The organism is Actinomadura logoneensis (assembly GCF_003428695.1).
GTDB classification, from domain to species: Bacteria; Actinomycetota; Actinomycetes; order Streptosporangiales; family Streptosporangiaceae; genus Spirillospora; species Spirillospora logoneensis.
Genome location: NZ_QURH01000252.1, coordinates 1 through 26,574 on the forward strand (window position 1 = coordinate 1; position 26,574 = coordinate 26,574).

Here is a 26,574-nt window from a genome sequence, read left to right on the forward strand (position 1 = left end):
CGCCGGGCGCGGCGCGGTCGCCGGGGCGCGCGGTTCCCCGGCCCGCCCGGTCGGCGGCGTCGGCGGGCGTCTCGAGGTCGGCGGTCACGCGATCAGATCCATCATGGGCGTCTCCGCGAGGGGGTCGGTGATCGGACACCCATGCTTCACCGGCAGGGCCGATCGCTTTCCCGCCGTTCTCACCCGGTTCTCGCCCGCCTGTCGCCGGGGGCCGAACGGTCTGCGCGCCGGTCCGGTTCGGGCCATAACAGGACGGGCATACCTGAGACGGAAAAGGTTGGAGCTCCCCCTCTGACATGGCGTCCGCCCGTCTTCATAGAGTCTGCGGTATATCCACCCGTTGATGCCGTTCTGCGGCGTCGACCGCCCGGCACACCGACGTGCCGGGACCGCGCGGGGACGAAGGAGGACGAGGCGATGGGCGAACCGGCCCCCGAGGACCTCACCTACGGCGCCTACCTGCGGCTGGACCGGCTGCTGGACTGCCAGGAGCCGCGGACCGGCGCGCACGACGAGCTGCTGTTCGTGATCATCCACCAGGTGTACGAGCTGTGGTTCAAGCAGATCCTGCACGAGGGGGACCTGCTGCGGCGGCGGCTGGAGGACGGCGACAGCGCGGGCTCGCTCGCCACCGCCCGCCGGATCACCAAGATCCTCAAGACGGTGGTCGGCCAGCTCGACGTGCTGGAGACCATGACGCCGCGCCAGTTCGCCTCGTTCCGGGACGCGCTCGGCACCTCCAGCGGCTTCCAGTCGGCGCAGTTCCGGCTGATCGAGGCGATGCTGGGCCGCCGGCGGTTCCCGTCCTCCGACCTGCGCGACGACCCGGACCTGCGGGACGCGGTCGCGCGCCGGTCGCTGATGGACTCCCTGATGCGGTACCTGTCGGTCCAGGGCCACGCCATCCCCGCCGAGGCGCTGCGGCGCGACCCGTCCGAGCCGTGGACGGCCGACCCCGGCGTCCAGGAGGCCCTGCTGAAGGTCTACGCCGACGAGCGCGCGCCCGCGGTGGAGGTGTGCGAGGCCCTGGTGGACATCGACGAGGGCGTCCAGGAATGGCGCTACCGGCACGTCAAGATGGTCGAGCGGACCATCGGCGCCAAGCTCGGCACCGGCGGCTCGGCCGGGGCCGACTACCTGCGCTCCACCCTGTTCGTCCCGGCCTTCCCGGACCTGTGGGAGGTCCGGTCCCAGATCGAGGAGACCGCCGTCCATGCCGACTGAGCCCACCGGCGCCCCCCGGACCGCCGGGCAGCGCGTCGCCGTCGTCGGCGCGGGCCTGGCGGGCGCGCTGCTCGCCACCCTGCTGGGCCGGCGCGGCATCCCGGTGACCGTCTACGAGCGCCGCCCGGACCCGCGGGTCACCGGCGCCGAGCGCGGCCGGTCCATCAACCTGGCGATCTCCGCGCGCGGGCTCGCCGCCCTGGAGCAGGTCGGGCTGCGCGAGCAGGCGCTCGCCCGCGCGCTGCCGATGCACGGCCGGCTCGTCCATCCGCGCGGCGCCGCGACCAACTTCCAGCCCTACAGCGCCGACGGGACCCGCGCGATCAACTCGATCAGCCGCGCCGAGCTGAACGCCGCGCTGCTCGACACCGCCGAGGCCACCCCCGGCGTGACGCTGCGGTTCGAGCACAGGGTGACGGCGCTGGACACCGCGTCCGGCAAGCTCACCCTGGACGGCCCGGACGGCACCCGCACCGAGCCCGCCGACGTCGTCCTCGCCGGGGACGGCGCCTACAGCGCGGTCCGGCGCGGCGTCGGGCCGGGCGGCGCGTTCGACGCCGCCACCGACTTCCTCGAGCACGGCTACAAGGAGCTGACGATCCCGCCGCGCGACGGCGACTTCGCGCTCGACCCGGACGCCCTGCACATCTGGCCCCGGCGCGCCACGTCCATGATGATCGCGCTGCCGAACCTGGACCGCTCGTTCACCTGCACGCTGTTCTGGCCCAAGGACGAGTTCGAGGCGCTCGGCACGCCCGAGGCGGTGACGGCGCACTTCCGCCGCCACTACCCCGACGTCGTGGAGCTGATGCCCGACCTCGCGGACGACTTCGCGCGGAACCCGGTCGGGTCGCTGGTGACCGTCCGGGCGTGGCCGTGGGTGCGGATCGGCGACGGCGCGTCGGTGGCGCTGCTCGGCGACGCCGCGCACGCGATCGTGCCGTTCTTCGGCCAGGGCGCCAACTGCGCCTTCGAGGACTGCATCGAGATCGACCGCTGCCTGGACGAAGCGAACGGCGACTGGCCGGCCGCGCTGACGCTCTACCAGGAGCGCCGCAAGGCCAACACCGACGCGATCGCCGACATGGCGCTGGACAACTTCGTGGAGATGCGCGACCGGGTGGCCTCCCCGGTGTTCCGGGCCAGGCAGGCGGCCGTGCACGCGCTGGAGCGGCGGCTCGCCGGGCGGTACGTGTCCCGGTACGAGCTGGTGTCGTTCACGACCATGCCGTACGCGGAGATCCCGGCGCGGCTCAGGAAGCAGAACCTCGCCGTCGCGGGGGTGGCCGCCGCCGGTGCGCTGCTCACCGCCGGCGTCCTGCGCGCCCTGCGGGTCCGCTCCCGCCGCTGAGGCGGGCGGGCCGCGTCCGCGGCCGGACGTACCGTCCGGCCGCGGGGGTCATGCGTGGTGGCGGACGTCCGGCTTGCCGCCGTGGCCGAACAGGTCGAGCAGGCTCAGCGCGAACGCCGCCACGACGAACCCGAACACGACGAACAGGCCGTGCCGGAACGCGGACGCCCAGTCGCCCCGGCTCCCCGCGACGGCCGCGAAGAACACCGAACCGACGGCGGCGATGCCGACCGCCGTGCCGACCCGCTGGCCCGTCTGGAGCACGCCCGCGGCGCTGCCGCCCTGCTGGAACGGCACCTCCGACAGCGTGATCGTCTGGTTCGGCGAGATCACCAGGCCGCTGCCCACGCCCGCGACCAGCAGCGGGAGCGCCGTCCACCACGCCGCTCCGCCGCCCGGGTGCACCTCCACCGCGATCCAGGTCAGAACCAGCCCCAGCAGGACGAGCGCCAGCCCCCCGCACACCAGCGGACGTCCGAGCCGCGCCACGGCGCGTCCGCCCGCCGCCGACGCGACGCCCGACCCGAGCGCGAACGGCGTGATCGCCAGGCCCGCGCCGAGCGCGCTGTAGCCGAGGCCGTTCTGCAGGTAGAGCGTGAAGATGAAGAAGATCGAGGTGAAGCCTGCGAAGTACAGCAGCGCGATCCCGGCCCCGAGCGAGTACGACCGCAGCCGGAACAGCGCGAGGTTCACCATCGGCGCGTCGGTGTGCCGCTCCCACGCGACGAAGACGGCGAGCAGCACCAGCCCGGCGAGCACCAGCAGCCACTTGGCCTGCCCGTGCCAGGTCCGCTCCTGCAGGAACGGCAGCATGATCGCGACGACCGCCGCGCCGAGCAGCAGCACGCCGACCGGGTCGAGGCCCTGGCTCTCGCCGTAGACCGGGGCGGGCAGCAGCCGCCGAGCCAGCACCAGCGCGACCAGGCCGATCGGGATGTTGATGAGGAAGATCCAGCGCCAGCCGGTCTCGTTCCCGGCGACCTGGATCAGCACGCCGCCGAGCACCGGCCCGACCGCCGTCGCGATCCCGATGACCGCGCCCAGCGCGCCGAACGCCCGGCCCCGGTCCGCGCCCTGGAACAGCTGCTGGATCAGGCCCGCGACCTGCGGGTTCAGCACACCGCCCGCGACGCCCTGGACGAGCCGCGCGATCACCAGCCAGAGCATCGTCGGCGCGAGTCCGCACGCGGCGCTGGCCAGGACGAACAGCGCCAGCCCGGCCATGAACGTCGCGCGCCTGCTGCGTGCGTCCCCGATCCGGCCGGACGCGACCAGGACCAGGCCGAAGGTGAGCGCGTAACCGGACAGGATCCACTGCAGGCCGCCCTCGGAGGCGTGCAGCGCGGTCTTGATGGACGGGAGCGCCACGTTGACGATGCTGACGTCCAGCAGGGTCATGAAGGCGGCGACCAGGCACACCGACAGCGCACGCCACGGGTGGGCGCACGGCTGGGGCGCGGCCGTCTCGCTCGTCACAGGACGGGATCTTCACCGTCCCGGGAGCGGGCAAACACCGTACGCGCCGTCCGCGACCGTACCCGCCCCCGCTCTTGCCCGCCGCTTTAGCCCACCGCCGCCGGGACGCCCCTCCGGGCGCCCGGACGGGCCGTCCGCGCACGGGCGGGCCGGGAAGCGGAGGCGCCGGGCGGGTTGACTACCCTGGGGCGGTGACCGAATCCCCTTCCGACCGCCCCGAGGACGCCGAGCCGCTCTGCTCGGCCAAGGGCTGCCGGGCCCCCGCCGTCTGGGCGCTGCGCTGGAACAACCCGAAGATCCACACGCCGGAGCGGCGTAAGGTCTGGCTGGCCTGCGACGAGCACCGCGACGGCCTCTCGTCGTTCCTGGACCGCCGCGACTTCCTCAAGGACGTCGTCCCGATGTCGGAGCTGTCCCCGACCGACGGCTGACCCGCCGCCCTACCGGGTCCCGTCGCCCTTCCAGGACAGGGCCATCTCGGTGATCCGCGCGGACGCGTCCCGCGCGGGCGTCCCGCGCCCCACGGCCAGGCCCAGCAGGTAGGCGGTCAGCGGCGCGCCGGGACGGGCCACCCCGTGCGCGACGTCCCGCGCCAGGTCCAGCACCAGGTCGCGGTCCAGGTCGGCGCGGTCGATGCCCAGCTCCAGGCACACCGCCTCGATCCACTCTTCCAGCACCGTCGTCTCCCCCTTCACCGGATCCAGGGACCGATCGTACGGGCCGGACGCCCCAGCGGACGGGCGGGACACCGCATCGAACGGGCGGGACACCGCATCGAACGGGCGGGACGCCGCATCGAACGGGCGGGACGCCGTGTCACGCCCGCCGGACACCGCCCGGTCCGCCTCGGCCAGCGCCTCCGGGGTGTCGCAGTCGAACCACGGCGGCCGGTCCCCCGCGTCCCGGACCGCGACCGGCTCCAGCCCTCCGAGGACGTCCCGCAGACGCGCCCCCGAATACCCGTCGAGCGCACGCCGGAGGCTGGCCGTCCGCCACACTCCGGTGAGCCACTGGGCGCGGCCCTCGTCGTCCTCGAACAGCGCCCCGTCCGCACCGGCCCGCCGCGCCGCCCGCAGCAGCGCGGCGACGTGCCCGGCGCGCAGGAACGGCAGGTCGGCGGCCAGCAGGACGGTCCAGGGCGCGCCGACCTCGGCGAGCCCCGCGCGCAGCGCCGGGACCGGTCCCGAGCCGGGCGGGTCCTCGCGGACGTAGGTCGCGTCCGGGAGGTCCGGATGCGGCGGGCCGACGACCACAACGCGTCCGGCGGCCTCGACCGCGCCCGCCGTCAGCACGAGCAGCGGCGTCCCGCCGACCCTCATCGCGGGCTTGTTCGCGCCTCCGAGCCTGCGCGCCCGCCCGCCCGCCAGCAGGACCGCGTCGAAGCCGTCCGCCCCGGCAGGCCCACCGCCCACGGCGTCATTCGCCATGGGCGCCGGCGCCGCTCTCGCGTTCGTAGGCGCTGAGGTTCTGCTCCAGCGCGCGCATCAGGTCCCACACCTGGCCGGGCGGGATCCGCACCCGCGCGACGACACGGGCGGGCACGTGCACGTACCGCTCCCCGGTCGCCCGGTCCTCGGCGACCTCGGGCGGGCTCACCTCGGTGGCGAAGTCCAGGACGAAGCTGTCCCGGGCCCGCCACACCGAGGCGAAGCCGGCGAACGCGCCGACCTCCTCCTCCGGTGGGACGGTGATCTCGACACGGGTGTCCAGCGGCTCGTCCGTCACCCCGCCATCGTCGCACGCCCGACGGACAACGGCGCCGCCGCCCACCGCCCACCCCGCACCGTCCACCGCGCGGCCCCTGCCTCCCACCGCACCGAGGCAGCCCCCGTTCCAGAACGGGCCCGGCCAGCCAGGACCTTGCTAGCCGCAGATCGGAGAGCATGCCCCGGCCCGCGCTGGACTCGGCGCAGCCCTGTGTCTCCAAGACGGGGACTGCGCCCGGGAAGGCGCGCCGCGCCACGCTGGTCCCCAGCGTGATTACCTCGACAAACCAGCGACTCACAAATTCAATGGCACACATACGGGCGACACAATCGGTCGAGCCAGAAAACTGGAGTTCAAATCCATCGAGAGCGCACCAGGTGACCGTGCCACAAGTAGGCGGCAACTTCGGTGGTCATCCTCAAGATGCCCACTAAGGCAGGGAGGTGGCCAGGTGAGGTCGAAGACAACACTTGCCTCCGCTGCAAGCTTGGACATAATTACTCAATGTAAGCGTAAGCCATCATGCGGAGCCAGAGCGATGAAACAAGGCGGCGGCAACCCCGGAACCCATTTCAGAGGGCTGATTTATGCCGCAATCACAATCCAGGCCATCGCACTTTTTGCAATTGCGATGCAATGGCCCTACTCAGTCCGCAACTGTGACAGCATGGGCGCGTACTTTCAGGAGGGCTACGGGGCCCGTGCCAACTATGACGCCGTCCACTGCCTTTACCGGGGAGAACTGCCTGGTCGCATTGACATCACAATGCCCACTTTTCCTGTCTTCATCGCGGCCTTGGCCGTGTTGACATCAGTCGCCGTGACGTCGACCTATGCCTGGAAGGCCGGGCGAGCCGACGCCTCACCCAGCGTCCCGAAAGAGGAAGATGAGTAAGTCGCGCTTTCCGGCCCCCTGACCACCGGCCCGGTCCGCAACCCGACCACCGTGACCGCACCTGTCGCGACCGGGTGCGGTCTCGATGACGATCCCGGACACCGGCGGCGGGACGACCGGGATCGCGATGCCGCTGTTGATGGCGGTGGGCGCGGTGGTCAGCCTGGTGTGGCCGCCGGTGCCGGCCGGGTGGCGCAACCACCTGGGCCGCGTCCCGATGCACCGTGCGGTCCCGTCCCGACGCACCGTGCGGTCCCCTCTTCGACCGGTCGAGATCCTGACCGGTTCCCGTCCCTGGTCAGCGCCGCACAGCTCCCGGGCGCATCCTCCCTGCTGCTGATCCTTCGTACGTCCTGGGACGGATGAGCAGGAAGGGGCGGGCTCTGTAGCGTCCCCCGCATGAGGAGATCACGACTGCTCACACTCGCCGTCGCGACACTTGCCGGTGTCGCGACCGCCACCTCGCCATCGCCGTCCGCCCTCGCCGCACCGCCCGCCACGTCCGCGACGTCCTGGAGCCCCTGCTTCCACGCCGGACCGGGCTCCGGTGCACAATGTGCGGACATCAAGGTGCCGCTGTCCTGGGACGACCGACACGGACGCACCATCACCCTAAGCCTGTCCCGGCTACCCGCGCTCGACCAGAAGCACCGGATCGGATCCCTGCTGATGAACTTCGGCGGGCCCGGCGGGGCGGGCGCCGAGATCGTCGCAGCGGGCGGGCGGAACCTGGTGCCCACCTCCCTGCAGAACCGCTTCGACATCATCGGCTTCGACCCGCGCGGCATCGGCACGAGCACCGCCGTGACGTGCGGCGGGCCGGGCCTGTCCGCCCAGGTGCCCGCCTTCCCGAACTCCCCCGCCCAGTTCGCGGCGATCCAGCGGCAGAGCGCGGCCTACGGAACGTCCTGCGTCAAGAACTCCCCACCCGATCTGGTGGCCCACGTCGACACCGTCAGCGCGGCCCGCGACATGGACGCGATCCGTGTCGCGCTCGGCGAGAAGAAGGTCAGCTACCTGGGCCTTTCCTACGGGACCTACCTCGGCCAGACCTTCGCCCGCCTGTACCCGCACCGCATCAGGACGATGGTGCTGGACGGCGCGATCGACCACGCCGTCGGCCCGCGCGACTTCCTCTACCAGCAGGCGTCGTCGCTGTCCGACGTGTTCGGACGGTTCGCCTCGTGGTGCTCGGCGTCCACGTCGTGCGCGCTGCACGGCCAGAACGTCGTCAAGGTCTGGGACGACCTCGTCGCCCGCGCCGCCCGCACGCCGATCCCCGCGCCGAACGCCCAGGGCGGCGCGACGACGGTGGACGACCAGGCGATCCAGCTCGTCCTGCCGAATCTGCTGACCGCGAGCTCGTCCGTCCTGTTCCCCTCGACCTGGACGACACTGGGCGACGGCATCGCGCGCGCACAAGCGGGCGACGCGTCCGTCCTCGCCGACAACTCCGCGATCGGCCAGCCGCAGGACGCCTACGCCGCGATCAGCTGCCAGAGCTTCCCGCCGCAGCTGCGCGGCTACGCCGACGCCGCGGCCCGCCTCGCGCACGCCCGCGCGATCTCCCCGCACACCGGCGGCGCGTCCGAGGCGTGGATGATGACCGACCTGTGCGCGTCCTGGCCCCTCCCTGCGTCCGACCCGTGGGCCCCGCAGCGGATCCCCGGGACGCCGCCGATCCTGGTCACCAGCACCCGGTACGACCCGGCCACCCCGCTGGTCTGGGCGCAGGGCGTGCACCGCGAGATCCCCAACAGCGGCCTGCTCGTGGCCGACGTCGCCGGCCACACCACCTTCTTCAACTCCGCCTGCGCCCGAGCCGCCCAGGCCGACTACCTCATCACCGGAAACCTCCCCACCACCCCGACCTGCGGCGCGTAGCCCGCGTGGGCGTCCACCGCACCGGCCGCCCCTAACGGCTCAGCAGCCGAAGACCCCTGCGGATCGAGCGCCGGGCAGCCGAGCCGCTGCTGCCGTTGCGCCTGTTCGGCAACCCGTACTGTGGGTCGGCCATCCCTTGATCTTCGTCATGGGCGCGGCCGTACGATCCACCGCCTGGCGCGTTACCGGGCCTTCCCGATCGCCGGAACACTCCTGGTCCTGGCGGGCACGGTGCTGCTGCTGTTCTTCGGCCAGCGGACGCCGTACGCGTACGAACTGCTCACCATCGCCGCGCGGTCGGATATCAGGATGTGAGCGTGCGTGGTCCAGTCTTCTGCTGGCTGAAGGCTGCCGTAGGGGCCCTGATCGGATCCGGGGCGGCGGTCCCGATCTGCGAGCCGCGCGGGACCGCCCGGACGCACTGACTCAGACTGCCCGGATCTCGGCGCGAACGGCCGCGAGCCGCCCGTCGTCCCAGGTCACCCTGGGGTCCGGCTCCAGCAGTGAGAGGACGGTCGCCGCGATGGCCAGGGCGGGCGGCGACCACTCGGTGGTCTCGGACGCGCCGAGCACGCCCGGGCGGACGCGCCGTTCGCCCAGCGGCGGCAGCGACAGCGCGGTGAGGACGAAGCCGCGCATGGTCGCGCTGACCTGGGCGGGCCGATCGTCGTATCCCATACCGAGCCCAGGCCGGAGGCGAAGCCCGAACATGGCCGCGAGCCGCTCGTAGGACCTGGCGATGTCGCTGATCAGGGTTCGCTCCGCCGCGCCGAGGGAGGCCTGCACCTTGTCGCGCACCGTGCCGTCCGCGCCGATCGTCGTGGGCGCGATCTCGGCCAGTTCCCTGAGCAGGTCGCTGAGAACAGGTCCTTGTACGACCGGCGACGGTAGACGGCGGCGGGGGCGACGTCGGCCTCGCGACTGACGTCCTCCAACCGGATGTGTTCGAGGCTCACCGTCAGGCCGGTGCGCCGACGTCGGCCGGTCGCCCCGGCCGGGGCCGTCAACGGGCTCCGGTTCCGGTGCAAGGTGTGGAGCCGCCCGCCCGAGGGGGCGCTATCGCGGGACGGCGTACGACCAGAGGGATCCACACATTTTGGGAGTGAGGGCCTGGGCGTCGAAGCGGGGCAGGACGGTGACCCGGCCCTCGGCCAGATGTGTGGGGTCGCCTGCTTGTGCTGCGGCGGCCCTTTGCGACAGTTGTCGCAGTGCCACCTCTGGGCCTTGGGCGATGACGGTGGGCCAGCGGGCGGCGCGGTCGCGGACGAGGGCGGCGGCGCGCTGGTGGAGCAGGTCCAGTTGGGCGCGGCCTCCGGCCGGGTCCTCGTGCCAGGCCCGGGTGCGTTGGACGAAGCCGGTGACGGCGCGGTCGCGGCGGCGGGTCACGGCTGCCAGGTCGGGGGCGTCGATGGGGCCGGTGTCGGCGAGGGAGGCGTAGGTGCCGGGGTCGGCCAGGTCGGTGTCGGGGAAGGCGAACACGACGTCGCCCTCTTCGTTGAGGCGGCCGTTCTCCATGATGACCAGGACCTGCAGCGGGTCGTCGCTGTTGACCAGGCGGTGCACGGTGCCGGGGGTGAACTGGACCGCGACGCCGGGCTCGAGGGGCACGCGCTCGGGGCCCCGGCTGGTGAGGAACTCGGCCGCGCCGCGGCCGCGCAGGGTGAAGTACAGTTCGGTGCAGGTCAGGTGCAGGTGCGGGGTGCCGCCGCACTGGCCGTCGGGGGCCTGGCTGGAGTAGACCTGGACCTGCGAAAGGCCGATCCCGGCGGGCAGCCCTGTCGTGGTGCGCATCGCGGTACTGACCGCCGTGTCGCGGGCGGGGGTGGTCACGGTCGGGCTCCTTGCAGGCCGGGGCGCTGGACGGGGACGTCGGCGGGGACACGGAACCGGGCGCATTCGCGGGCGCGTGTCGCGGCGGTGTCGCTCCGCCCGAGGACCTCGTCGGAGTCGTCACCGGGCTCGCTCTTGGCGGCCGTCGCCCATCGGTGCAGCAGACCCAGCGCGCGCAGGGCCCGCTCCGGCGGGAAGGGGTTGGGGCCCCTCCCGGCGATGTGGTCCAGGGTCCGGCGGAAGTGCCGGGTCATGGTGTCGTCATCGACCGGCGCGATGTGTTCGGCCAGTTCCCATTCGCGGTAGACCGCCAGCGCGCCCTGCCCGCGGTCCAGGCCGGGCAGCGGCTCGTAGAAGCCCACGATCTGGTGGGCGACACCGTCGGGGGCCGTGCCGTCGACGCGGAAGATCCGGTAGCGGGTGACGGCGTCGGACTGCTCGATGCGCGCGGCCGCGGGGGCGTACGGGGGGCAGGGGTAGCCGACGATGCCCGACAACGAGGTGTAGAGCTCGACTTCGCATCCGCTCGGTGTCCGGTAGCCGACGAAGGCGCCGCCCTGGTGGGACAGGCCGACCCGCCCCTCGGCGTGGTCGGTGTCCCACCGGCTTCCGTCCAGCACCGAGCCGTCCGCGCCGGTCAGCGCCACGTTGTCCACGTCGATGTCGTCGATGGTTCCGTCCAGGTAGTCCTGCCCGCGGGCGTCGCCGAGGGCGGCCACCGCCGCGATGAGATGGGTGCCCTCGTATCCGAAGGCTCCGAGCGCGGGGTCGATGAACCGGCCGGCGAGATAGTCGCGCCCGCGGTTCTTGGTCATCTCCACGACGACCTTGGTGGGGGTCAGCCCCCTCCGCATCACGTGCTCGATCACCGCCGCGGTCACGGCGGAGGACGAGTAGTTCTCGTTCACCACGATCGGGCCCCGGTGCCGTTCCAGGGTGGAACGAAGCTTGACCAGGTCGGCGTGGTCGCAGATCGGTTTCTCGATGACCACCGGCGCCTCCGGGGCGCAACCGCTGATCTCCTGGAGAACCTCGGCGTGGCATCCGGTCGGTGTGCAGATGTCCCAGAAGTCGGGGCGCATCGCCGCGGCCTCGGCATACTCGGCCACCGGGGTCAGCCCCGCTCCGCGGACGGCGTCATGGCGGGCGGGGTCGGTCTCGATCACCGCGACCGTCCGCACGCCGAGCCCGCGTAGAGCGTCCTCGTGGATGCGTGCGATCGCGCCGAAGCCGACCCGGGCACAGGTGAGAAGCACTGCGACCACTCCACCGAATATCGGAGGGGAACAGTTGCCGACTGTAGTCGTGCCTGCTCAGAGCGGAAATGGACGCTCAGGGGAGAAACGGGTGCCCGTGCGGCGACTCCTCCAGGCACTCCATCATCTGGCCTGTGCCAAGTGCGACTTCCACACCCCCGAGGACTTCTCCGAGGCCCGACTGCTGGAGGCCGAGGAGGATCTGCACCGCATGCTCGCCGACATCCAGCCCCCAGCAGGTCCGACGCCCCTTCGGCGGGCCATCGAGCGCAACCCTCCTACCGATCATCTTGGTGAAGTCGGCCGGGACGGAGCAAACCTGAAGATCTCGACTCCGTATAGGCTGCCGCGACAGAGGTAGACACCGCACGCACACCGGGGACCGGTGCCATGGACGATGACCATCGCGGCCTTGCGCGGCCCCTTGAACGCGCGGCCGCGCTGATGCACGCTTCCCTGGCGGGATTGTCGGTCGGCGACGCGTTCGGTGACCAGTTCTTCCTGCACACCAACCGCCATCTCACCGCCTTGGACGCCCCCTCGCCACCGTGGGGGTGGAGCGATGACACCGAGATGGCCTGCTCGGTCGTCGCCTGCCTGCACCGTCACGGACGCATCGACCAGGACGCTCTCGCCACTTCCTTCGCCACCCGCATGGACACCGGCCGCCGCTACGGCGCCGGAGCCCTGGAACTCCTCGAACGCATCCGCGAGGGACACCCGTGGCGGGTCGCCTCCGTCGAGTCTTTCGGCGGCAACGGCTCCTTCGGCAACGGCGCCGCCATGCGCGTCGCCCCGCTGGGCGCCTACTACACCGGCGACCCGGCGCACGCCGCCGCCGAGGCCACCCTCCAAGCCGAGATCACCCACACCCACATCGAAGGGATCGCGGGCGCGGTCGCCGTCGCCGTCGCCGCCTCCCTCGCCGCCACCGGCACCGCTGAGACCATGATCGAGGCAGCACTCGATCACGTCCCGGGGACTCACGTCCGACGGGGACTCCAGCGCGCCCGCAGCCTGGGGAAGGCAACACCTGAACGAGCAGCACAGGCCCTGGGCAACGGATCGAGGATCACCGCCCAGGACACCGTGCCGTTCGCGCTCTGGGCAGCCAGCCGACACCTGGACGACTTCCTGGCCGGGGTTCGGGCCTGCGTCATGGTCGGCGGCGACATGGACACCACTGCCGCGATCGTCGGCGGCATCATCGCCGCACGGACCGGGATCGACGGCATCCCGTCCGAGTGGCTCGACGCCCGCGAACCCCTTCCCGGATGGTTGGAGCACGACCCGGCAGCTTGACACCTCGGCTCTGATTCCAGATAACCCCCTGGCGCACCGTCTACGGCCTTCCGCGCGCTGGACCGGCGCGGTGTGACCGCCGTACTCCGTGACCGCCGTGCTCCGTGACCACCTGCGCGAACGATTCCGGCTGCGCGAACGATTCCGGCTGCGCGCCGGATGCTGCCCGGCGGCCGTCGCGGTCGTGACCGGCCGGGTGCTGCAACCCCGGGTCACCCTGGCGTGCGGCGATCCGGCCTACTCGGGGCACCTGGGCCGCGGTCGCCTTGATGCCCCGGCGCCTGACCCGAAATCAGCCCGCTCGGCCGCCCCCTGGAGCAGTTGGCGTCCGGCCATCACACCGTGACTCCCACAGAACGCCAACGGCTATGGCTGAGCCGGTTCAGCTCGACGACGGTCGTCCAACGGGGGCCGGTTGGTCACCTCGACGTACATGATCCGCTCGTCGACGACGTCGAGGACGAGCACCCCTCTTGCGGGAAGCAGGGGGATGCATCGGTGACCTGGACCATAGGGCTGCCCCGGAGGGTGGTCCTCGGTATAGAAACTCTGACAGAAGTCGTCACCGCAGCCACACTCCGCGACCAGGCGAAGGTCTTGCACGCGAACGGCCAGCCCATGTTCGCCTCCGTCCTCCAGCAGAGTCGCCAGCTCAGCGACAAGATCCGGAAAGATGTCGCGGACCAGGGGATGCTCGGATTCCATCCGGGTGACCATATCGGGATCACTCCCGGCAGAACACCTGGGTGATCATGGATCCGGAACTCTGGCGCACCCCCTGATCAACGCGACTGGCGAGCCCCGCAACGCCACCAGCCACGCAGCCGGTTCTCCTCGCCGTCCAGGCACGCCGCCATCCGGCATCGCGCTGGACAGGACGCCGCCTCCGAGCGCTTCTGCAACGTAATCCGTCACGACCCGGCCACACACCGGCCTCATCTTGTTGGACGGCCCGCACCGCTCCCGCCGCCGTTTCGGCGCCGGCCGCGCTGATCCCGGCCGTGTGCTGGTGCTCACTGGGAATTCCGCTCCCTCGTCCAGGCGGCGGGCCGGCCAAGGCCAGGCGCCTCGGCCACCATTGAACGTCTGGCCCGGCCGTTCCAAGGAAGGCGGGATCAGCTTGCGCGGGCCGCGTCGATCGGCTGCACGGCAGTCGTGCGGAGCGGTTCCGCCCGAGCCGTCTGGCGGGCGGACCGGGACGGGGAGGGGGCGGGCTCAGCGTGCGGCGGTGGTGTCGGTGTCGAAGTAGTGGCCCTGGCCGAGGTCGTCGACGAGGCCGGGCTGGACGGGCGTCCAGCCCAGGAGGTCGCGGGTCAGCGTGCTGGAGGCCGGGTTGTCGGCCTGGGCGTGCGCGCTCAGGAAGCCGAAGTGGGCGTCGGCCTCGGCCGGCGCGATGCCGACCACGGGCAGGTTCAGCCCGTGGCCGATGCCCTCGGCGATCTTGCGGAAGGGGACCCCTTCGTCGCCGACGGCGTGCAGCCGTGACCCCGCCGGCGCGGACTCCAGCGCCAGCCGGTACAGGCGTGCCGCGTCGAGCGTGTGCACGGCGGGCCAGCGGTTGGCCCCGTCGCCGACGTAAGCCGAGACGCCCTTGGAGCGGGCGATGGAGATGAAGGTCGGGATGAAGCCGTTGTGGTCGAGCGAGCTGTGCACGGTCGGGGTGAGCCGGACGACGGACGACCGGACGCCGCGCTCGGCGAGTGCGACCACCGCGTTCTCGGCCTCGATCCGCGGTCCCGCGTCGAGCACGTCGGTCTCGGTGAGGGCGCCCCGCAGTCCCGCAGAGGCGAACAGCACGGTTCCCGAGGTGGCCACCAACGGCTTGCCGGTGCCGGCGAGCGCGTCCCCGAGCGCGTCGAGGGCGCGCAGATCCGCTGCGACGGCGCCGGCGAAGTCGCCGGCGAACATGGCGTCGTGCTTGAAGGCCAGGTGGACGACCCCGTCAGCCGCAGCGGCGGCCGCGGCGAGGCCGTCGGGATCGTCGAGGTCGCCTCGGTGCACCCGAGCGCCGGCAGCCGTCAACGCGGCGGCGGACGTGTCCGAACGGGCCAGCCCGACGACCTGGTGCCCCGCTTCGAGGAGTTCGGGGACGACGGCGGAGCCGAGATGTCCGGAGGCTCCGGTGACGAAGACGCGCATGGTGGTGCCTTTCAGCCAAGGGCTCCCCGCCAGGGGCGGAGAGCCGTGATGTCAGTTCGTGACATCACGGTAGCAGGCATGTCAGCCTCTGTCATCACTTTGATGTCAGATTCTGTCTTCGCTGTGTAGGATCGGGGCATGGGCCGATGGAAACCCGACGCACGGGGCCGCCTGGAGAGGGCGGCGCTGGAGCTCTACACCGACAAGGGCTTCGACGCCACCACCGTGGCGGAGATCGCCGCCCGGGCCGAGGTCACCGAACGCACCTTCTACCGGCACTTCGTCGACAAACGGGAAGTCCTCTTCCAGTCCAACGCCCTGGCCGACGTCCTCGCGCGCGCCACGGCCACCGCCGCCGCCCCCCTGGCGCCGCTGGAGGTGATCGCTCACGTATTGACCGAAGCCGCTCCCGTCTTCGAAGAACGCGCGGAGCTGGTACGGCAGCGCCAGGCCGTCATCGCCGCCAATCCCGAACTGCAGGAACGTGAACTGGCCAAACTGGCCTCACTCGGCTCCAGCCTCGACCGCGCGCTTCAGGAACGCGGTCTGGATTCCGCCACGGCGGCACTCACGGCCGAAATCGGGATCGCCGCCTTCAAGGTCGCCTTCGCGCGCTGGATCGACGACCCCGACCAGCACGCCTTCGCCCAACACATCCGGGAGACCCTGGACGCCACCAGGCAGCTCACCGCACCGGCCGAACACGCCGCCGCGACCGACGACACGAGCTTGCAAGACCAGGAGAACGGGGCGTGAGCGAGGTGGTCACCCCGAGTAGGGGGCCCGCCGCCTTTTCGGAGCCGTCAGAGTCGATCTCCGTTGCCGGCCACACCCGCCCGATATGCCAGGACCACCGCCTGGACGCGGTCGCGGAGGCCCAGCTTGGTGAGGACACGGGAGACGTAGGTCTTCACCGTCTCGTGCCCGATGACCAGCTCGGTGGCTATCTCGGCGTTCGACATGCCTTCGCTGATGAGAAGAAGGACCTCGTACTCGCGCGGGGTGAGGACTTTGAGGCGCTCACGCTCGGGCGCGGCGAGGGCTCGGGAGGGGCGTAGGTGTTCGGCGAAGCGGCCGATCAGGGCGCGGGTGACGACGGGCGCCAGAAGGGACTCGCCGCGCGCGACGGTACGCACGGCGTTGACCAGTTCGGGCGGTGAGGCGTCCTTCAGCATGAAGCCGCTGGCGCCGGCGCGCAGGGCCTCGTAGACGTACTCGTCGACGTTGAAGGTCGTGACGACCAGGATCTTCACCGGGTCGTCGGCCTCGGGGCCCGCCAGGCGGCGGGTGGCCTCGATTCCGTCGAGCCGGGGCATGCGGATGTCCATGACGACGACGTCCGGCCGCAGTTCCTCGACCGCGCGGACCGCCGCCCGGCCGTCCGCGGCCTCGCCCACGACCTCCATGTCGGGCTGGGCGGACAGGATCGTGACGAAGCCGGCGCGTACCAGGGCCTGGTCCTCGCACACCAGGACCCTGATCGCAGCCTGCGGAATGCTCACGCGGCACCTCCCGCGGGGATGCGCGCGTGCACGCGGAACCCGCCCTCCGGGCTGGGCCCGGCCGTGAACTCGCCGCCCAGCATCTCCACCCGTTCTCGCAGCCCGGTCAGGCCCCGGCCTCCCGAGATGTGCGCACCGCCGTCGCCGAGGACGGGGGACGCGGGCGCGCCGCCGGACGTCCCAGCGGTGGTGACCTCAACGTCGGTCCAGCCGGGGGTGTGCGCGAGCCGCACCAGCGTGCTCTGGCCGGCGGCGTGCTTCACGGCGTTGGTCAGCGATTCCTGCACAACGCGATACGCCGTCAGCCGGGCGCCGATGGCCATGGGGTCCTGCTCCCCGTCCTCGACCAGATCGACCGGCTGGCCGCCCGCTCGTGTCTGCTCCACCAGATCAGGCACCCGGCCCGGTGTCGGTGTCCGGTCCCGGGCCGCCGACTCGCCGGTCGCCTCCAGCACGCCCAGCAGGAACCGGAGTTCGGCGAGCGCGCGCCGGCCGGTGCCGTTGATCGCGCCGAGGGCTTCAGAGACCTTCTCGGGCGAGTCGGTGAGGTACTGCGCCGCTCCCGACTGCACCACCATCGCGGTCACATGGTGCGTCACCACGTCGTGCAGTTCCCGGGCCAGGCGGCTGCGTTCCGCGGCGATCGCCGCCCGGGCGGACAGGCGCCGGCGCTCGGCCTCACGCACCCGCCGCTCGCGGACCAGGACCCCCAGCCCGAACGCCACCGCCAGGACCATCGAGAAGAGCAGGTGGTCGACCAGGCCGTCAGGCGAGCCCATTTCATGAAGGGCGATGGCGAAGACCAGGTACCCGGCCGCCACCGCCGCCACCATGACCCGCCGGAGGCGGTTCTGGTGGGCACCCGCGGAGTACAGCGCGATGTACAGCCCCAGACTGCCGAAGGTCGGCGGGCAGCCCAGCAACGCGTGCACCGCGAAGCAGGTCCCCGCCAGCGCCAGGCAGGCGGCCGGCCAGCGGGTGCGCACCGCCATCGGCAGTGTCATCCCCAGGGTCAGCAGCACGCTCGCGGCAGAGGTGCCGTGGGTGGGAAGGTCTCCGAACTGCGCTCCGATCTTCGACAGCGGCGCCGTGAACGACAGGAGCGCGAAGACGAGCGCGAACTCCCCGTCCCTGGTGGCGGTAGAGCGTGATCTCCACCAGCCCGACAGCGAACGCAGCCGAAGGATCGCGGCGGCCCCCAGGCCCGCTCGCGCGAAGGCGCCGTCTCGCGTGCGCGGCTCCGTCCCGGCCACGGCGGCTGCCCGGTCTTCCATCATCACCCACGATCCGGTAGGCACAACGCTGAGAGGCGGGAGGAACGGTAGGCGGTCGGCGGCTCGCTCCCGTCCGAGACGCCCGTCCGGCCCCCGCACCACGGCGTCCGCCGATCGCGCTGCCAGACGACCCGCACGGTGACCTTAACGCCCGGTACCGGCCGTGGCGTCCTCCCAGCAGAGGACAGCGGGTAGCTCGCTCAGGGGACCCGGGCAAGCAGCGAATGCTCGCTCACTGGTGACTACTCGCAGTGGCCGCCGCCCGTAGCTTTTCGGCACCGAACGCGGAAGCCGTCCGCTGCGGACGGATTCCTTGAGGAGGAAGCCATGACGTCCACCCCCCAGCAGTCACCCGCGCAGCCAGCCGGGGACGATGCCCATCCGACCGGCTCGATCGATGAGGACACCGGGCGCCCCGCGCCCATCCGACCGGCTCGATCGATGAGGACACCGGGCGCCCCGCGCGGTGGGCCAGGGCGGCCTGGGTTCGTCTGCCGGTGCTGTTCGCGCTGATGATCGTCGTGGAGTCGATCATCACTGCGGTCAACGGAGCCGCTGACGCCACCCCGCTGACCGCTCTCATCGCCGGAGTGGTCTGCGGCGGGCTCGCCCTGGCGGCCTATGCGGGGCTGGTGCGCTACCTGGAGGGCCGCACGCCCCAAGAACTGGCCCTCGCCGAAGCGCGACAAGGACTGGGCCGGGGCGTCACCCTCGGTCTCGGCCTCTTCACCGTCACCATCGCGCTGGTCGCGATGGTCGGCGGCTACCACGTGCACGGCTGGGGCTCGTTCGGCGGCGCGCTGACCACGCTGGGCGTGATGACCGGTGTCGCGGTCACCGAGGAGCTGGCCTTTCGCGGCGCGCTGTTCCGGGTCCTGGAGGAGAAGACCGGGACCTGGGGTGCGCTGGCCGTCTCCGCCCTGGCCTTCGGCGGCCTGCACCTGGTCAACAAGGACGCGACGATCTGGGGCGCGCTGGCCATCGCCGTTGAGGCCGGGCTGATGTTCGGCGCGGTCTATGCCGCCACCCGCTCGCTGTGGTTGCCGATCGGCCTGCACCTGGCCTGGAACGTGGCCGAGCAGGGCATCTTCGGTACCAGCGTCTCCGGCTCCGGAACCGGCGCCGGCGGCCTGCTGGACGCCTCCGTCAGCGGCCCGCAGGCGTTGACCGGCGGCGACTTCGGCCCCGAAGCCAGCATCTTCGCCATCCTGGTGTGCATCGTCCCCACCGTGCTGTTCCTGCGTGCCGCGAAGCGGCGCAACCGGATCCACACCCGTGCAGAACTGGCCCAGGCCCGTCAGCGCTGACTCTGGCCCCGCTGCCGAAGACGGGACACGAAACGGAAACCGCCGTTTTTCGGGATATTCCGGACCGGCTGGGCGCCGCCCCCAGCCTTCCGGCCGCGGGACGCGAAGCGGTCCTGTCTCAGCGGTGGGAGGAGGGGTGGGGTGGGTCAGCCGCCGATGGCGGACATGGGGCGGGCGGGCTGGAGGAAGGACGGGTCGTCGATGCCGTGGCCGGCGCGCTTGCGGGCCACCGCGGCCCGCCAGCGGTCGGCGAGTTCCGCGTCCGACGCCCCCGCCCGCATCGCGTCGCGGAGGTTGGACTCCTCGGTCGCGAACAGGCAGTTGCGGACCTGGCCGTCGGCCGTCAGCCGGACCCGGTCGCACGCCCCGCAGAACGGGCGGGTCACCGACCCGATCACGCCGACCGTCGCGGGACCGCCGTCCACCAGGAACAGCTCCGCGGGGGCGCTGCCGCGCTCGGCCGCGTCCGCCGGGGTCAGCGTGAACGCCGCGCCGAGGCGGGTGAGGATCTCGTCCGCCGTCACCATGTTCTCCCGGCTCCAGCGGTGCTGCGCGTCCAGCGGCATCTGCTCGATGAACCGCAGCCGGAACCCCTGCTCCAGGCACCAGCGCAGCAGCGGGACGGCCTCGTGGTCGTTGATCCCCCGCATCAGCACCGTGTTGACCTTCACCGGCAGCAGTCCGGCGTCGCGCGCGGCGGCGAGGCCCGCCAGGACGTCGGGGAGCCGGTCCCGGTGGGAGAGCGTCCGGAACGTCCCGCGGTCCAGGGTGTCGAGCGACACGTTGACCCGGTCGAGCCCGGCCGCCGCCAGCGGCTCCGCGAGCCGCGCCAGCCCGATGGCGTTGGTCGTCAGCGACACCTGGGGACGCGGCGACAGCTCCACCGTGCGGCGGACCAGGTCGGGCAGCCCCCGGCGCAGCAGCGGCTCGCCGCCGGTGTACCGGACCTCGGTGATCCCGAGCCGCTCCACCCCGATCCGGACGAGGCGGACCACCTCGTCGTCGGTCAGCATCTCGGGCTTGGGCAGCCACTCCAGCCCCTCGGCCGGCATGCAGTACGTACACCGCAGGTTGCAGCGGTCGGTGAGGGAGACCCGAAGGTCCGTAGCGATCCGACCGAAGCTGTCGACCAGCACGGGCGCCCCTTTCCTGCCACTGCGACGTCTGGACGCTCCAGCCTATTGCGCCGGTTGACGATCGCGCGCACCCCGGGAGACGGTATCGACGCGATCATCATCACCTCCCGCGGCCGGAACAGCCGGACGCCCGCCCCCTGGAGGTTCCATGCCCGCCGCCCGCCAGTGGGAGTTCGCCGGAGCGAACGGCGCGGTCACCGCCCACATCTGGCCGCACGACGCGCCCCGCTACGTCGCCGTCCTCGTCCACGGCTACGGCGAGCACCTGGGCCGCTACGGGCACGTCGCCGCGGCCCTGCACGACCACGGCGCCCTGGTCTGCGGCCCCGACCACGCCGGCCACGGCCGGTCGGCGGGCGACCGGGTCCTCGTCGACGACGTGGACGACCTGGTCGCCGACCTGCACACCGTCGTCGCCTCCGCCCGGGAGGACCTGCCCGGCCTCCCGGTGATCATGATCGGGCACTCCATGGGCGGGCTGGTCGCCACCCGCCACGCCCAGCTCCACGGCGCGGAGCTCACCGCCCTGGTGCTCTCCGGGCCCGTCCTCGGCCGCTGGGACGCCCTCGCCGCCCTCCGGGACCTCACCGAGATCCCCGACGTGCCCATCGACCCGGCGACGCTCTCCCGCGACCCCGAGGTCGGCCGGGCCTACGCCGCCGACCCGCTCGTCTGGCACGGCCCGTTCAAGCCCGCGACCGTCCGGGCCCTGCTCGCCGGGATCGAGGCCGCCAACCGGCACGGGTCCCTCGGCGGCCTGCCCGTCCTGTGGCTGCACGGGGAGGATGACCGGCTCGTCCCGGTGGCGGGCACCCGCGCCGGCATCGAGGCCATCCGCGGCACCGCCCTCACCTCCAAGCTCTACCCGGGCGCCCGCCACGAGATCTTCAACGAGACCAACCGGGCGGAGGTCCTGGCCGACGTCACCGCCGCCATCGACGCCGCGCTCGCAGCCGGCTCCCCTCGCTGAACGCCACCCCCGGCGCGAGCCGGGCCGGCGCGTCGTCCTCCCACGCCTCCCGGCGGGCACCCCACGCCAGATACCGCCACACATGCCGGTGGACGGGCACCAGCGGCGGCGGCAGCTCCGGGTCGTCGTCCGGCACGATCCGGAGCAGGAGCACCCCGGCCTCCCGCGCGTACGGCAGCTCCCCGAAGGGACGCCCCGGACCGTCCAGATCGCACACGGCCAGCGGCCCGTCCACCGGTCGCCGCCCGTCCGGAGGCAGAGGGCGCAGCAGTTCCGCCCCCGCCGAGCCGCCCAGCAACCCCGACAGGAAGTCACGGAACGGCTCTGCGCCGGGCGCGAAGTACAGCGGCAGGCCCCGCGATCGGGCGAGCAGTTCGTCCGCCCCCAGCGACAGGCGCCCGAACCACAACCAGTCGGGCAAGCCCTCATGGTCGATCGGGAAACGCCCGAGACGTTCGTCGGGGTTCTCCCAGGGCTCCTCCTCCGTCCCCTCATCCCGCGTCCGGACGGCCTCCGCCAGCAGCACGACCCTCTGCCAGCTCTGGCAGTCGTCGGTCCGCTCCCCCAGATCGGCACCGCACGACGCGCACACCAGATTGGGCTCGTCACCGGGCACGACACCCAGGCAGCTGTCACCGCAGCGCTCCGGAACGAGCCGAACCCCGGACACGTCACCCGGCGCCAGCACGAACCCCCGCGGCCCCTCCGCGTACGTCCCGGCCGTCATCAGCACAGGGCACGCGAAGTGCATCGGCGGCTCCGTGCCGGGACGAGGCATCCGCACCCGCAGCAGAGCGTCCGTGAGCGGCGCTCCGCAGGCACCGCACCCGAAGACCGATCGGACGCTCAGCGGAACACCTCCTGCCCCTGGCCGCCCGTCGCACAGAGCAGACCGGAGGAATCCGGGATCATTAGCGTGCTTGACCCTCACACCGTGTCAGGCGATGGACTCGGAGACACCATGTTCACCATCGGAGAATTCGCCCGGCACGGCCGCGTGTCGGTCAGGATGCTGCGCCACTACGACGCCATCGGACTCCTGCGTCCCGTGCGGGTGGACCCGGACAGCGGGTACCGGTACTACACGGCCGGGCAACTGACCCGGCTCAACCGCGTCATCGCGCTCAAGGAACTCGGGTTCACCCTGCAGCAGGTCCGCGAGATCGTGGACGACAGCGTCACCACCGACCAGCTGCGGGCCATGCTCCGCCTGCGGCGGGCCGAACTGGAGGCGGCGATGAGCGCCGCCGCGGCCCGGCTCGTCCAGGTCGAGGCGAGACTCCGGTCGATCGAGAGGGAGGGCCAGATGCCCGACGAGGACATCGTGGTCAGGAGACTGCCCGCCGTGCGGGTCGCGGAGGTGTCGGGGGTCGCCCCCGGCTTCGACGCCATCACCCCCGTCATCCAGCCGCTCTACGGGGAACTGTTCCGGCTGCTGGAGAAGGCGGGCATCGCCCCGTCCGGCCCCGGCGTCGCCTACTACGAGGACGCCCCCGACGGCGGCGTCCTCGTGCACGCCTGCGTGGAGGTCACCGCGCCGCCGATGCGGGACGGCCGCCTCCGCGTCCACGACCTGCCCGCCGTCGAACAGGCCGCGACGGTCCTGCACCGGGGCTCGCCCGCCGCGATGCTGCCGACCGTCCAGGCCCTCGGACGCTGGATCGAGGCCAACGGCTACCGCTCGACCGGCTACCCCAGGGAGATCAGCCTGGAGTGCCCCGAGAACCAGGACGACTGGCTGACCGAACTCCAGGAGCCGGTCACCCCCGCCTGACCGCGCGGACGAGCCGGTCAGCGCTTCAACGCCTCGGCGCGATCCCACACCAGGGGTCTCAGCACCTCCGCGCCGACCGGCTCGTCCAGCTCGTCCAGCACCTCCGCGCGCGCCCGGCGCGCGACCGAGACGTCCCGGCGGAAACTCCGGAACACCTGCACCTCACCGGACGCGTAGTGCGCGCCCTCGCCCAGGTAGGTGTAGTCCATGCCGTGGTCGTGCGGGTCCAGCCTCCCGCAGTGGACGGCCCACTCCCGCATCTCGTGCGGCGACTGGGGCCGCAGCACGACCAGCCCGTTCAGCCGCTCCACGCGACCGCACACACGGGCGTCCCGGTCCCGGTTCGCCCCGAGCCAGGCCTTGGGGTCGGCCAGCGCCGCGTCCAAGCCGTGCGTGTGCCAGCGGACCGTGCCGTCCGGTGCGGACGCCGGCGGCAGCCGCGCCTTCAGTGCACGCGCATGCCGCGCGGTGAACGGAGTGTCCCACGCGGGAACCAGCACGATCCGGTCGGCCGGATCGCCGTCGAACGGCGTCGTGGTGATGAACCCGCGGTCGATCACCACCAGCGTCCCCGGCCGCGACTGGTAGGACAGCCCCCACAGCAGACGCCCCAGCAGCCGCGCCCCATGCCGGTCCGACAGCACGTGCCAGGTCTCATGGAACAGGTTCGTGCTGAACCGCACCGCCGTCCCCGGCCGAAGCGACACGACCGTGTGCGGACGGCCCGCGAGGCGCACCGTGCGGCGGTGCAGCTTCATGCCGTCCGCCGCCGAACGCGCGCTCGCGGGCCGCTGCCTGCGACCGGACGCCCTCACCGGCATCCCGGCCTCATCCCTTCACGCAGATCAGCTGGCGCAGGTGCGCGACCACCTCGACGAGGTCGGTCTGCTCCGCCATCACCGACTCCAGGTCCTTGTACGCGCCGGGGATCTCGTCGAGCACGCCCCCGTCCTTCCGGCACTCGACACCCCGGGTCTGCTCCTCCAGGTCCTGGACCGTGAACGTCTTGCGGGCCTTGTTCCGGCTCATCCTCCGCCCCGCGCCGTGCGACGCGGAGTTGTAGGCGAGCTCGTTGCCGAGACCGCGCACGATGTACGTCCCGGTCGCCATCGACCCGGGGATGATCCCCAGGTCGCCGCGTCCGGCGCGGATCGCGCCCTTGCGGGTGACCAGCACGTCCACGCCGCCGTAGGTCTCCTCGGCCACGTAGTTGTGGTGGCACGAGATGACCTCGCCCCACTTGCAGCGCTTCTCCCCGAACTGCCGCGTCACCACGTTCTGCGCGAGCGCCATCATGACCGCGCGGTTGCGCCGCGCGTACTCCTGCGCCCAGAACAGGTCGTGCCGGTAGGCGTCCATCTGCTCCGTGCCCGTCAGGAACACGGCGAGGTCCGGGTCCGGCAGGTCCTGGTTGTGGGGAAGCTTGCGAGCCGCCTCGACATGCCGCTCCGCGAGCTCCTTCCCGATATTCCGGGACCCGGAATGCAGAACGAGCCAGATGGACCCCTCGGAATCAGCGCACAGTTCCATGAAATGATTTCCCGAGCCGAGGGAGCCAATTTGCGACCGGGCCTTTCCGAGGCGTCCTTGGACGCCCTTGTGGAGGGCGTTGAATTCAGTCCAGAATTCATACCAGCCGCGCTCCCTGAGACCCGGCACCCCCGACGGGTCCACAGGATCCTTGTGAGATCCGCGACCCACCGGAATCGCCTTCTCCAGGCGCGAACGCAACCCGGAGAGGTCATCCGGCAGATCCTCGACCGTCAGCGACGACTTCACTGCCGTCATGCCGCAGCCGATGTCCACACCGACGGCCGCCGGGGACACCGCGTCGCGCATCGCGATGACAGAACCGACGGTCGCCCCCTTGCCGTAGTGGACATCCGGCATGACGGCCAAGCCCTCGACCCACGGGAGCCGCGACACATTCTGCAACTGCTCCAGTGCGACATCTTCGACGGTGGACGGGTCGGTCCACATGCGAATAGGGACGCGCCCGCCCTCCAGCGTCTGATACGGCACAGCGTGCCCCTTTCCGACCTCGCCCTGCGCTCAACCGGACACTATGACGCCAGAACACCGCATTCCGGTTCAACTTATTTTTCGTGCCCGCCCTCGGACCAGACGACGATTACCCACAGCAACAGGATACTCTCGCCCAGTTTCCTCGTTCTGGTCCCGGCCGCACGAACCGCGCGAGCCACCCGCGCACGAGTCACACCCAGCACGATCCCCCTGGCACGAATCGCACCCCGCACGAGTCGGCCCCGCTCCCCGATGGCCGCTCGCTTCGGCCCGGTTACTCGGCCTGGGTGAGTTGGATGAGGTTGCCGCAGGTGTCGTCGAGGACGGCGGTGGTGACGGGGCCCATGGTGAGGGGGTCCTGGGTGAAGCGGACGCCGAGGGCGGTGAGGCGGCGGTGTTCGGCCTGGACGTCGTCCACGGCGAAGGAGGCGGCCGGGATGCCGTCGGCGACCAGGGCGTCCTTGTAGGGCTTCACCGCCGGATGGCCGTCGGGCTCGAGGAGGAGTTCGGTGCCCTCGGGATGCTCGGGTGAGACGACGGTGAGCCAGCGGGCGCCGCCCACCGGGACGTCGTGCTTCTTCTGGAAGCCGAGCACGTCGGTGTAGAAGGCGAGCGCCTTGGCCTGGTCGTCGACGAAGACGCTGGTGATGTTGATCCTCATGGTGTGTCCTCCGGTGGGCGGTCCGCGAGCCATCGGCGGGCGATGCCTTCGAGCGGTCCGGTGTCGAGGTCGTGGAACTTGTAGCGGCCCTCGCGGCGGGTGCGGACGAGTCCGGCGGCCTCCAGGACGGCGAGGTGCTGGCTGACCGCCTGCCGTGACAGGCCGAGCCCGTGCCTGGTGATGAGCCGGGTGCAGATCTCGAAGAGGGACTGGCCGTTCCGCTCGGTCAGCTCGTCCAGGATCAGCCGCCTGGTCGGGTCGGCGATGGCCTTGAAGAGCCTGTCGTCCTCCACTACTCCATGTTAGGCAAGTCTCGACTTGCCCATCAAGGTGGGGGTGGGTCCGGGAGCGGCCACGGCCGGAGTCGCGGCCGGTCAGTCGCCTGGCTGCTCGTCCTCGGGGACGCGGTGGCCCTCGGGGAGGCGTTCGGTGCGGCCCTGGCGGTGGAGGTGTTCGAGGAGCGCGATGGTGACGCGGCGTGGCGCGTCGAGGGCCTCGCGGGCCCGGCCGACGGTGAACGGCTGCGGGAGGTCGTGCAGGACGCGCAGCGCGGCCCGGTCGGCGCCGGGCAGCAGGACGATGTCGCCGGGCAGGCGCAGGATCGTCCCGGCGCGTTCGGCGACGGCGAGGACGGGCGGGGTCAGGCCGAGTTCGCCGAGGCGGTCGGCCGTGGGGGCGCGGAAGGGCGCCTCGGCGAGTTCGGCGCGCAGGCGGTCGACGGCGGCGACGACCGGGGGCGGCAGGCCCGGGCCGTGGACGCGTCCGGCGTCCAGCCTGAGCGGCGGCCGGACGAGGGCGGTGACGAGGCGGCGGGCCGGCAGCGCGAGGCGACAAGGAACTCCTCGGCGGTGCGGTGCCCGG

At 72.0% G+C, this 26,574-nt stretch carries 30 protein-coding genes; 13 read left to right on the forward strand and 17 right to left on the reverse strand.

Features of this window, described 5'->3' with window-relative positions; genetic code table 11:
- Nucleotides 1-417: 417 nt before the first annotated feature.
- On the forward strand, nucleotides 418-1,224 hold the full coding sequence (locus tag DZF91_RS14675) for a tryptophan 2,3-dioxygenase (RefSeq protein ID WP_117358027.1): 807 nt from the start codon (nucleotides 418-420) through the stop codon (nucleotides 1,222-1,224).
- Nucleotides 1,214-2,575, forward strand: a complete 1,362-nt coding sequence (locus DZF91_RS14680; protein ID WP_117358028.1) for an FAD-dependent oxidoreductase — start codon at nucleotides 1,214-1,216, stop codon at nucleotides 2,573-2,575. The genes DZF91_RS14675 and DZF91_RS14680 overlap by 11 nt, the downstream gene beginning before the upstream one ends.
- A 48-nt stretch (nucleotides 2,576-2,623) precedes the next feature.
- On the opposite strand, the gene DZF91_RS14685 is transcribed toward DZF91_RS14680, so the two are convergent.
- The gene (locus tag DZF91_RS14685; RefSeq protein ID WP_235834295.1) at nucleotides 2,624-4,051 is read right to left on the reverse strand and encodes an MFS transporter; all 1,428 of its coding nucleotides are present in this window, start codon (nucleotides 4,049-4,051) and stop codon (nucleotides 2,624-2,626) included.
- Nucleotides 4,052-4,242: 191 nt separating this feature from the next.
- Here DZF91_RS14685 and DZF91_RS14690 point away from each other — a divergent pair, with 191 nt between their 5' ends.
- Entirely contained in the window at nucleotides 4,243-4,482 is a 240-nt protein-coding gene (locus DZF91_RS14690) for a hypothetical protein (protein WP_117358029.1), read from the forward strand.
- 9 nt (nucleotides 4,483-4,491) lie between these two features.
- On the opposite strand, the gene DZF91_RS42945 is transcribed toward DZF91_RS14690, so the two are convergent.
- Together DZF91_RS42945 and DZF91_RS14705 are read right to left on the reverse strand one after the other, a co-directional pair.
- Nucleotides 4,492-5,478, reverse strand: a complete 987-nt coding sequence (locus DZF91_RS42945) for an NTP transferase domain-containing protein (RefSeq protein ID WP_328589172.1) — start codon at nucleotides 5,476-5,478, stop codon at nucleotides 4,492-4,494.
- Entirely contained in the window at nucleotides 5,468-5,776 is a 309-nt protein-coding gene (locus DZF91_RS14705) for a DUF3467 domain-containing protein (RefSeq protein ID WP_117358030.1), read from the reverse strand. Before DZF91_RS14705 ends, DZF91_RS42945 begins: the two co-directional genes overlap by 11 nt.
- Nucleotides 5,777-6,296: 520 nt before the next feature.
- Here DZF91_RS14705 and DZF91_RS38935 point away from each other — a divergent pair.
- The 4 genes from DZF91_RS38935 (at nucleotide 6,297) to DZF91_RS38940 (ending at nucleotide 8,852) form a co-directional block, all read left to right on the forward strand.
- The gene (locus tag DZF91_RS38935; RefSeq protein ID WP_147341153.1) at nucleotides 6,297-6,653 is read left to right on the forward strand and encodes a hypothetical protein; all 357 of its coding nucleotides are present in this window, start codon (nucleotides 6,297-6,299) and stop codon (nucleotides 6,651-6,653) included.
- 85 nt (nucleotides 6,654-6,738) lie between these two features.
- Nucleotides 6,739-6,993, forward strand: coding sequence for a hypothetical protein (locus tag DZF91_RS14715; RefSeq protein WP_117358032.1), 255 nt, complete (start codon nucleotides 6,739-6,741; stop codon nucleotides 6,991-6,993).
- A 59-nt stretch (nucleotides 6,994-7,052) separates the two neighbouring features.
- Nucleotides 7,053-8,537, forward strand: coding sequence for an alpha/beta hydrolase (locus DZF91_RS14720; protein ID WP_117358033.1), 1,485 nt, complete (start codon nucleotides 7,053-7,055; stop codon nucleotides 8,535-8,537).
- Between the two features lie 120 nt (nucleotides 8,538-8,657).
- Nucleotides 8,658-8,852, forward strand: a complete 195-nt coding sequence (locus tag DZF91_RS38940; RefSeq protein WP_147341154.1) for a hypothetical protein — start codon at nucleotides 8,658-8,660, stop codon at nucleotides 8,850-8,852.
- A 111-nt stretch (nucleotides 8,853-8,963) separates the two neighbouring features.
- Here the strand turns inward: DZF91_RS38940 and DZF91_RS14725 are convergent, their stop codons facing one another.
- From DZF91_RS14725 to DZF91_RS14735, 3 genes are all read right to left on the reverse strand, one after another.
- On the reverse strand, nucleotides 8,964-9,335 hold the full coding sequence (locus DZF91_RS14725; protein ID WP_117358034.1) for a hypothetical protein: 372 nt from the start codon (nucleotides 9,333-9,335) through the stop codon (nucleotides 8,964-8,966).
- A gap of 258 nt (nucleotides 9,336-9,593) precedes the next feature.
- A complete protein-coding gene (locus tag DZF91_RS14730; protein ID WP_158587946.1) occupies nucleotides 9,594-10,367 on the reverse strand; it encodes a cupin domain-containing protein in 774 nt (257 codons plus the stop codon).
- The gene (locus DZF91_RS14735) at nucleotides 10,364-11,632 is read right to left on the reverse strand and encodes a Gfo/Idh/MocA family oxidoreductase (protein WP_117358036.1); all 1,269 of its coding nucleotides are present in this window, start codon (nucleotides 11,630-11,632) and stop codon (nucleotides 10,364-10,366) included. The genes DZF91_RS14730 and DZF91_RS14735 overlap by 4 nt, the downstream gene beginning before the upstream one ends.
- 381 nt (nucleotides 11,633-12,013) lie before the next feature.
- Between DZF91_RS14735 and DZF91_RS14745 the strand changes: the two genes are divergently transcribed.
- Both DZF91_RS14745 and DZF91_RS38945 read left to right on the forward strand, forming a co-directional pair.
- The gene (locus DZF91_RS14745) at nucleotides 12,014-12,925 is read left to right on the forward strand and encodes an ADP-ribosylglycohydrolase family protein (RefSeq protein ID WP_235834296.1); all 912 of its coding nucleotides are present in this window, start codon (nucleotides 12,014-12,016) and stop codon (nucleotides 12,923-12,925) included.
- A gap of 88 nt (nucleotides 12,926-13,013) precedes the next feature.
- Entirely contained in the window at nucleotides 13,014-13,271 is a 258-nt protein-coding gene (locus DZF91_RS38945; protein WP_147341155.1) for a hypothetical protein, read from the forward strand.
- 20 nt (nucleotides 13,272-13,291) lie between these two features.
- Here the strand turns inward: DZF91_RS38945 and DZF91_RS14750 are convergent, their stop codons facing one another.
- Both DZF91_RS14750 and DZF91_RS14755 read right to left on the reverse strand, forming a co-directional pair.
- A complete protein-coding gene (locus DZF91_RS14750) occupies nucleotides 13,292-13,630 on the reverse strand; it encodes a hypothetical protein (protein WP_117358050.1) in 339 nt (112 codons plus the stop codon).
- A 510-nt stretch (nucleotides 13,631-14,140) separates the two neighbouring features.
- Nucleotides 14,141-15,064, reverse strand: a complete 924-nt coding sequence (locus DZF91_RS14755) for an SDR family oxidoreductase (RefSeq protein WP_117358038.1) — start codon at nucleotides 15,062-15,064, stop codon at nucleotides 14,141-14,143.
- A gap of 138 nt (nucleotides 15,065-15,202) precedes the next feature.
- On the opposite strand from DZF91_RS14755, the gene DZF91_RS14760 reads away from it, so the two are divergent.
- Entirely contained in the window at nucleotides 15,203-15,820 is a 618-nt protein-coding gene (locus tag DZF91_RS14760) for a TetR family transcriptional regulator (protein WP_117358039.1), read from the forward strand.
- Between the two features lie 47 nt (nucleotides 15,821-15,867).
- On the opposite strand, the gene DZF91_RS14765 is transcribed toward DZF91_RS14760, so the two are convergent.
- Nucleotides 15,868-16,566, reverse strand: a complete 699-nt coding sequence (locus tag DZF91_RS14765; RefSeq protein WP_199486634.1) for a response regulator transcription factor — start codon at nucleotides 16,564-16,566, stop codon at nucleotides 15,868-15,870.
- Nucleotides 16,563-17,843 carry a sensor histidine kinase gene (locus DZF91_RS14770; protein WP_199486635.1) on the reverse strand — a complete coding sequence of 427 codons (1,281 nt, stop codon included), beginning with the start codon at nucleotides 17,841-17,843 and terminating at the stop codon, nucleotides 16,563-16,565. Before DZF91_RS14770 ends, DZF91_RS14765 begins: the two co-directional genes overlap by 4 nt.
- Before the next feature lie 494 nt (nucleotides 17,844-18,337).
- Between DZF91_RS14770 and DZF91_RS14775 the strand changes: the two genes are divergently transcribed.
- A complete protein-coding gene (locus DZF91_RS14775; RefSeq protein ID WP_235834297.1) occupies nucleotides 18,338-19,147 on the forward strand; it encodes a CPBP family intramembrane glutamic endopeptidase in 810 nt (269 codons plus the stop codon).
- 146 nt (nucleotides 19,148-19,293) lie between these two features.
- Here the strand turns inward: DZF91_RS14775 and moaA are convergent, their stop codons facing one another.
- Nucleotides 19,294-20,283, reverse strand: coding sequence for a GTP 3',8-cyclase MoaA (gene moaA / locus DZF91_RS14780; RefSeq protein WP_117358040.1), 990 nt, complete (start codon nucleotides 20,281-20,283; stop codon nucleotides 19,294-19,296).
- A 148-nt stretch (nucleotides 20,284-20,431) separates the two neighbouring features.
- On the opposite strand from moaA, the gene DZF91_RS14785 reads away from it, so the two are divergent.
- Nucleotides 20,432-21,253 carry an alpha/beta fold hydrolase gene (locus DZF91_RS14785; protein ID WP_117358041.1) on the forward strand — a complete coding sequence of 274 codons (822 nt, stop codon included), beginning with the start codon at nucleotides 20,432-20,434 and terminating at the stop codon, nucleotides 21,251-21,253.
- Here the strand turns inward: DZF91_RS14785 and DZF91_RS14790 are convergent.
- A complete protein-coding gene (locus DZF91_RS14790) occupies nucleotides 21,207-22,004 on the reverse strand; it encodes a hypothetical protein (RefSeq protein WP_117358042.1) in 798 nt (265 codons plus the stop codon). The two genes, DZF91_RS14785 and DZF91_RS14790, sit on opposite strands and share 47 nt — an antisense overlap.
- 210 nt (nucleotides 22,005-22,214) lie before the next feature.
- On the opposite strand from DZF91_RS14790, the gene DZF91_RS14795 reads away from it, so the two are divergent.
- Entirely contained in the window at nucleotides 22,215-23,027 is an 813-nt protein-coding gene (locus DZF91_RS14795; protein WP_117358043.1) for a MerR family transcriptional regulator, read from the forward strand.
- Nucleotides 23,028-23,044: 17 nt separating this feature from the next.
- On the opposite strand, the gene DZF91_RS14800 is transcribed toward DZF91_RS14795, so the two are convergent.
- From DZF91_RS14800 to DZF91_RS14820, 5 genes are all read right to left on the reverse strand, one after another.
- A complete protein-coding gene (locus tag DZF91_RS14800; protein ID WP_147341156.1) occupies nucleotides 23,045-23,848 on the reverse strand; it encodes a hypothetical protein in 804 nt (267 codons plus the stop codon).
- Between the two features lie 7 nt (nucleotides 23,849-23,855).
- Nucleotides 23,856-25,049, reverse strand: coding sequence for an RtcB family protein (locus DZF91_RS14805; protein ID WP_117358045.1), 1,194 nt, complete (start codon nucleotides 25,047-25,049; stop codon nucleotides 23,856-23,858).
- Between the two features lie 277 nt (nucleotides 25,050-25,326).
- The gene (locus DZF91_RS14810) at nucleotides 25,327-25,713 is read right to left on the reverse strand and encodes a VOC family protein (RefSeq protein ID WP_117358046.1); all 387 of its coding nucleotides are present in this window, start codon (nucleotides 25,711-25,713) and stop codon (nucleotides 25,327-25,329) included.
- Complete coding sequence (locus tag DZF91_RS14815) at nucleotides 25,710-26,006, reverse strand: ArsR/SmtB family transcription factor (protein ID WP_117358047.1); 297 nt, start codon at nucleotides 26,004-26,006, stop codon at nucleotides 25,710-25,712. Before DZF91_RS14815 ends, DZF91_RS14810 begins: the two co-directional genes overlap by 4 nt.
- Nucleotides 26,007-26,087: 81 nt before the next feature.
- Nucleotides 26,088-26,574: SelB domain-containing protein (locus tag DZF91_RS14820; protein WP_199486636.1), on the reverse strand; the 487-nt coding region annotated here is incomplete at its 5' end.

What these genes read in the sequence shown, in the direction of transcription:
- DZF91_RS14675 (WP_117358027.1), top strand. Translation starts at nt 418, where the DNA reads ATGGGCGAACCGGCCCCCGAGGACCTCACCTACGGCGCCTACCTGCGG.
- DZF91_RS14790 (WP_117358042.1), bottom strand. Translation starts at nt 22,004, where the DNA reads ATGCACTTCGCGTGCCCTGTGCTGATGACGGCCGGGACGTACGCGGAG.
- DZF91_RS14715 (WP_117358032.1), top strand. Translation starts at nt 6,739, where the DNA reads ATGACGATCCCGGACACCGGCGGCGGGACGACCGGGATCGCGATGCCG.
- DZF91_RS14745 (WP_235834296.1), top strand. Translation starts at nt 12,014, where the DNA reads ATGGACGATGACCATCGCGGCCTTGCGCGGCCCCTTGAACGCGCGGCC.
- DZF91_RS14680 (WP_117358028.1), top strand. Translation starts at nt 1,214, where the DNA reads ATGCCGACTGAGCCCACCGGCGCCCCCCGGACCGCCGGGCAGCGCGTC.
- DZF91_RS14720 (WP_117358033.1), top strand. Translation starts at nt 7,053, where the DNA reads ATGAGGAGATCACGACTGCTCACACTCGCCGTCGCGACACTTGCCGGT.
- DZF91_RS38935 (WP_147341153.1), top strand. Translation starts at nt 6,297, where the DNA reads ATGAAACAAGGCGGCGGCAACCCCGGAACCCATTTCAGAGGGCTGATT.
- DZF91_RS14770 (WP_199486635.1), bottom strand. Translation starts at nt 17,843, where the DNA reads ATGATGGAAGACCGGGCAGCCGCCGTGGCCGGGACGGAGCCGCGCACG.
- DZF91_RS14795 (WP_117358043.1), top strand. Translation starts at nt 22,215, where the DNA reads ATGTTCACCATCGGAGAATTCGCCCGGCACGGCCGCGTGTCGGTCAGG.
- DZF91_RS14755 (WP_117358038.1), bottom strand. Translation starts at nt 15,064, where the DNA reads ATGCGCGTCTTCGTCACCGGAGCCTCCGGACATCTCGGCTCCGCCGTC.
- DZF91_RS14760 (WP_117358039.1), top strand. Translation starts at nt 15,203, where the DNA reads ATGGGCCGATGGAAACCCGACGCACGGGGCCGCCTGGAGAGGGCGGCG.
- DZF91_RS14785 (WP_117358041.1), top strand. Translation starts at nt 20,432, where the DNA reads ATGCCCGCCGCCCGCCAGTGGGAGTTCGCCGGAGCGAACGGCGCGGTC.
- DZF91_RS42945 (WP_328589172.1), bottom strand. Translation starts at nt 5,478, where the DNA reads ATGGCGAATGACGCCGTGGGCGGTGGGCCTGCCGGGGCGGACGGCTTC.
- DZF91_RS14810 (WP_117358046.1), bottom strand. Translation starts at nt 25,713, where the DNA reads ATGAGGATCAACATCACCAGCGTCTTCGTCGACGACCAGGCCAAGGCG.
- DZF91_RS14800 (WP_147341156.1), bottom strand. Translation starts at nt 23,848, where the DNA reads ATGCCGGTGAGGGCGTCCGGTCGCAGGCAGCGGCCCGCGAGCGCGCGT.
- DZF91_RS14750 (WP_117358050.1), bottom strand. Translation starts at nt 13,630, where the DNA reads ATGGAATCCGAGCATCCCCTGGTCCGCGACATCTTTCCGGATCTTGTC.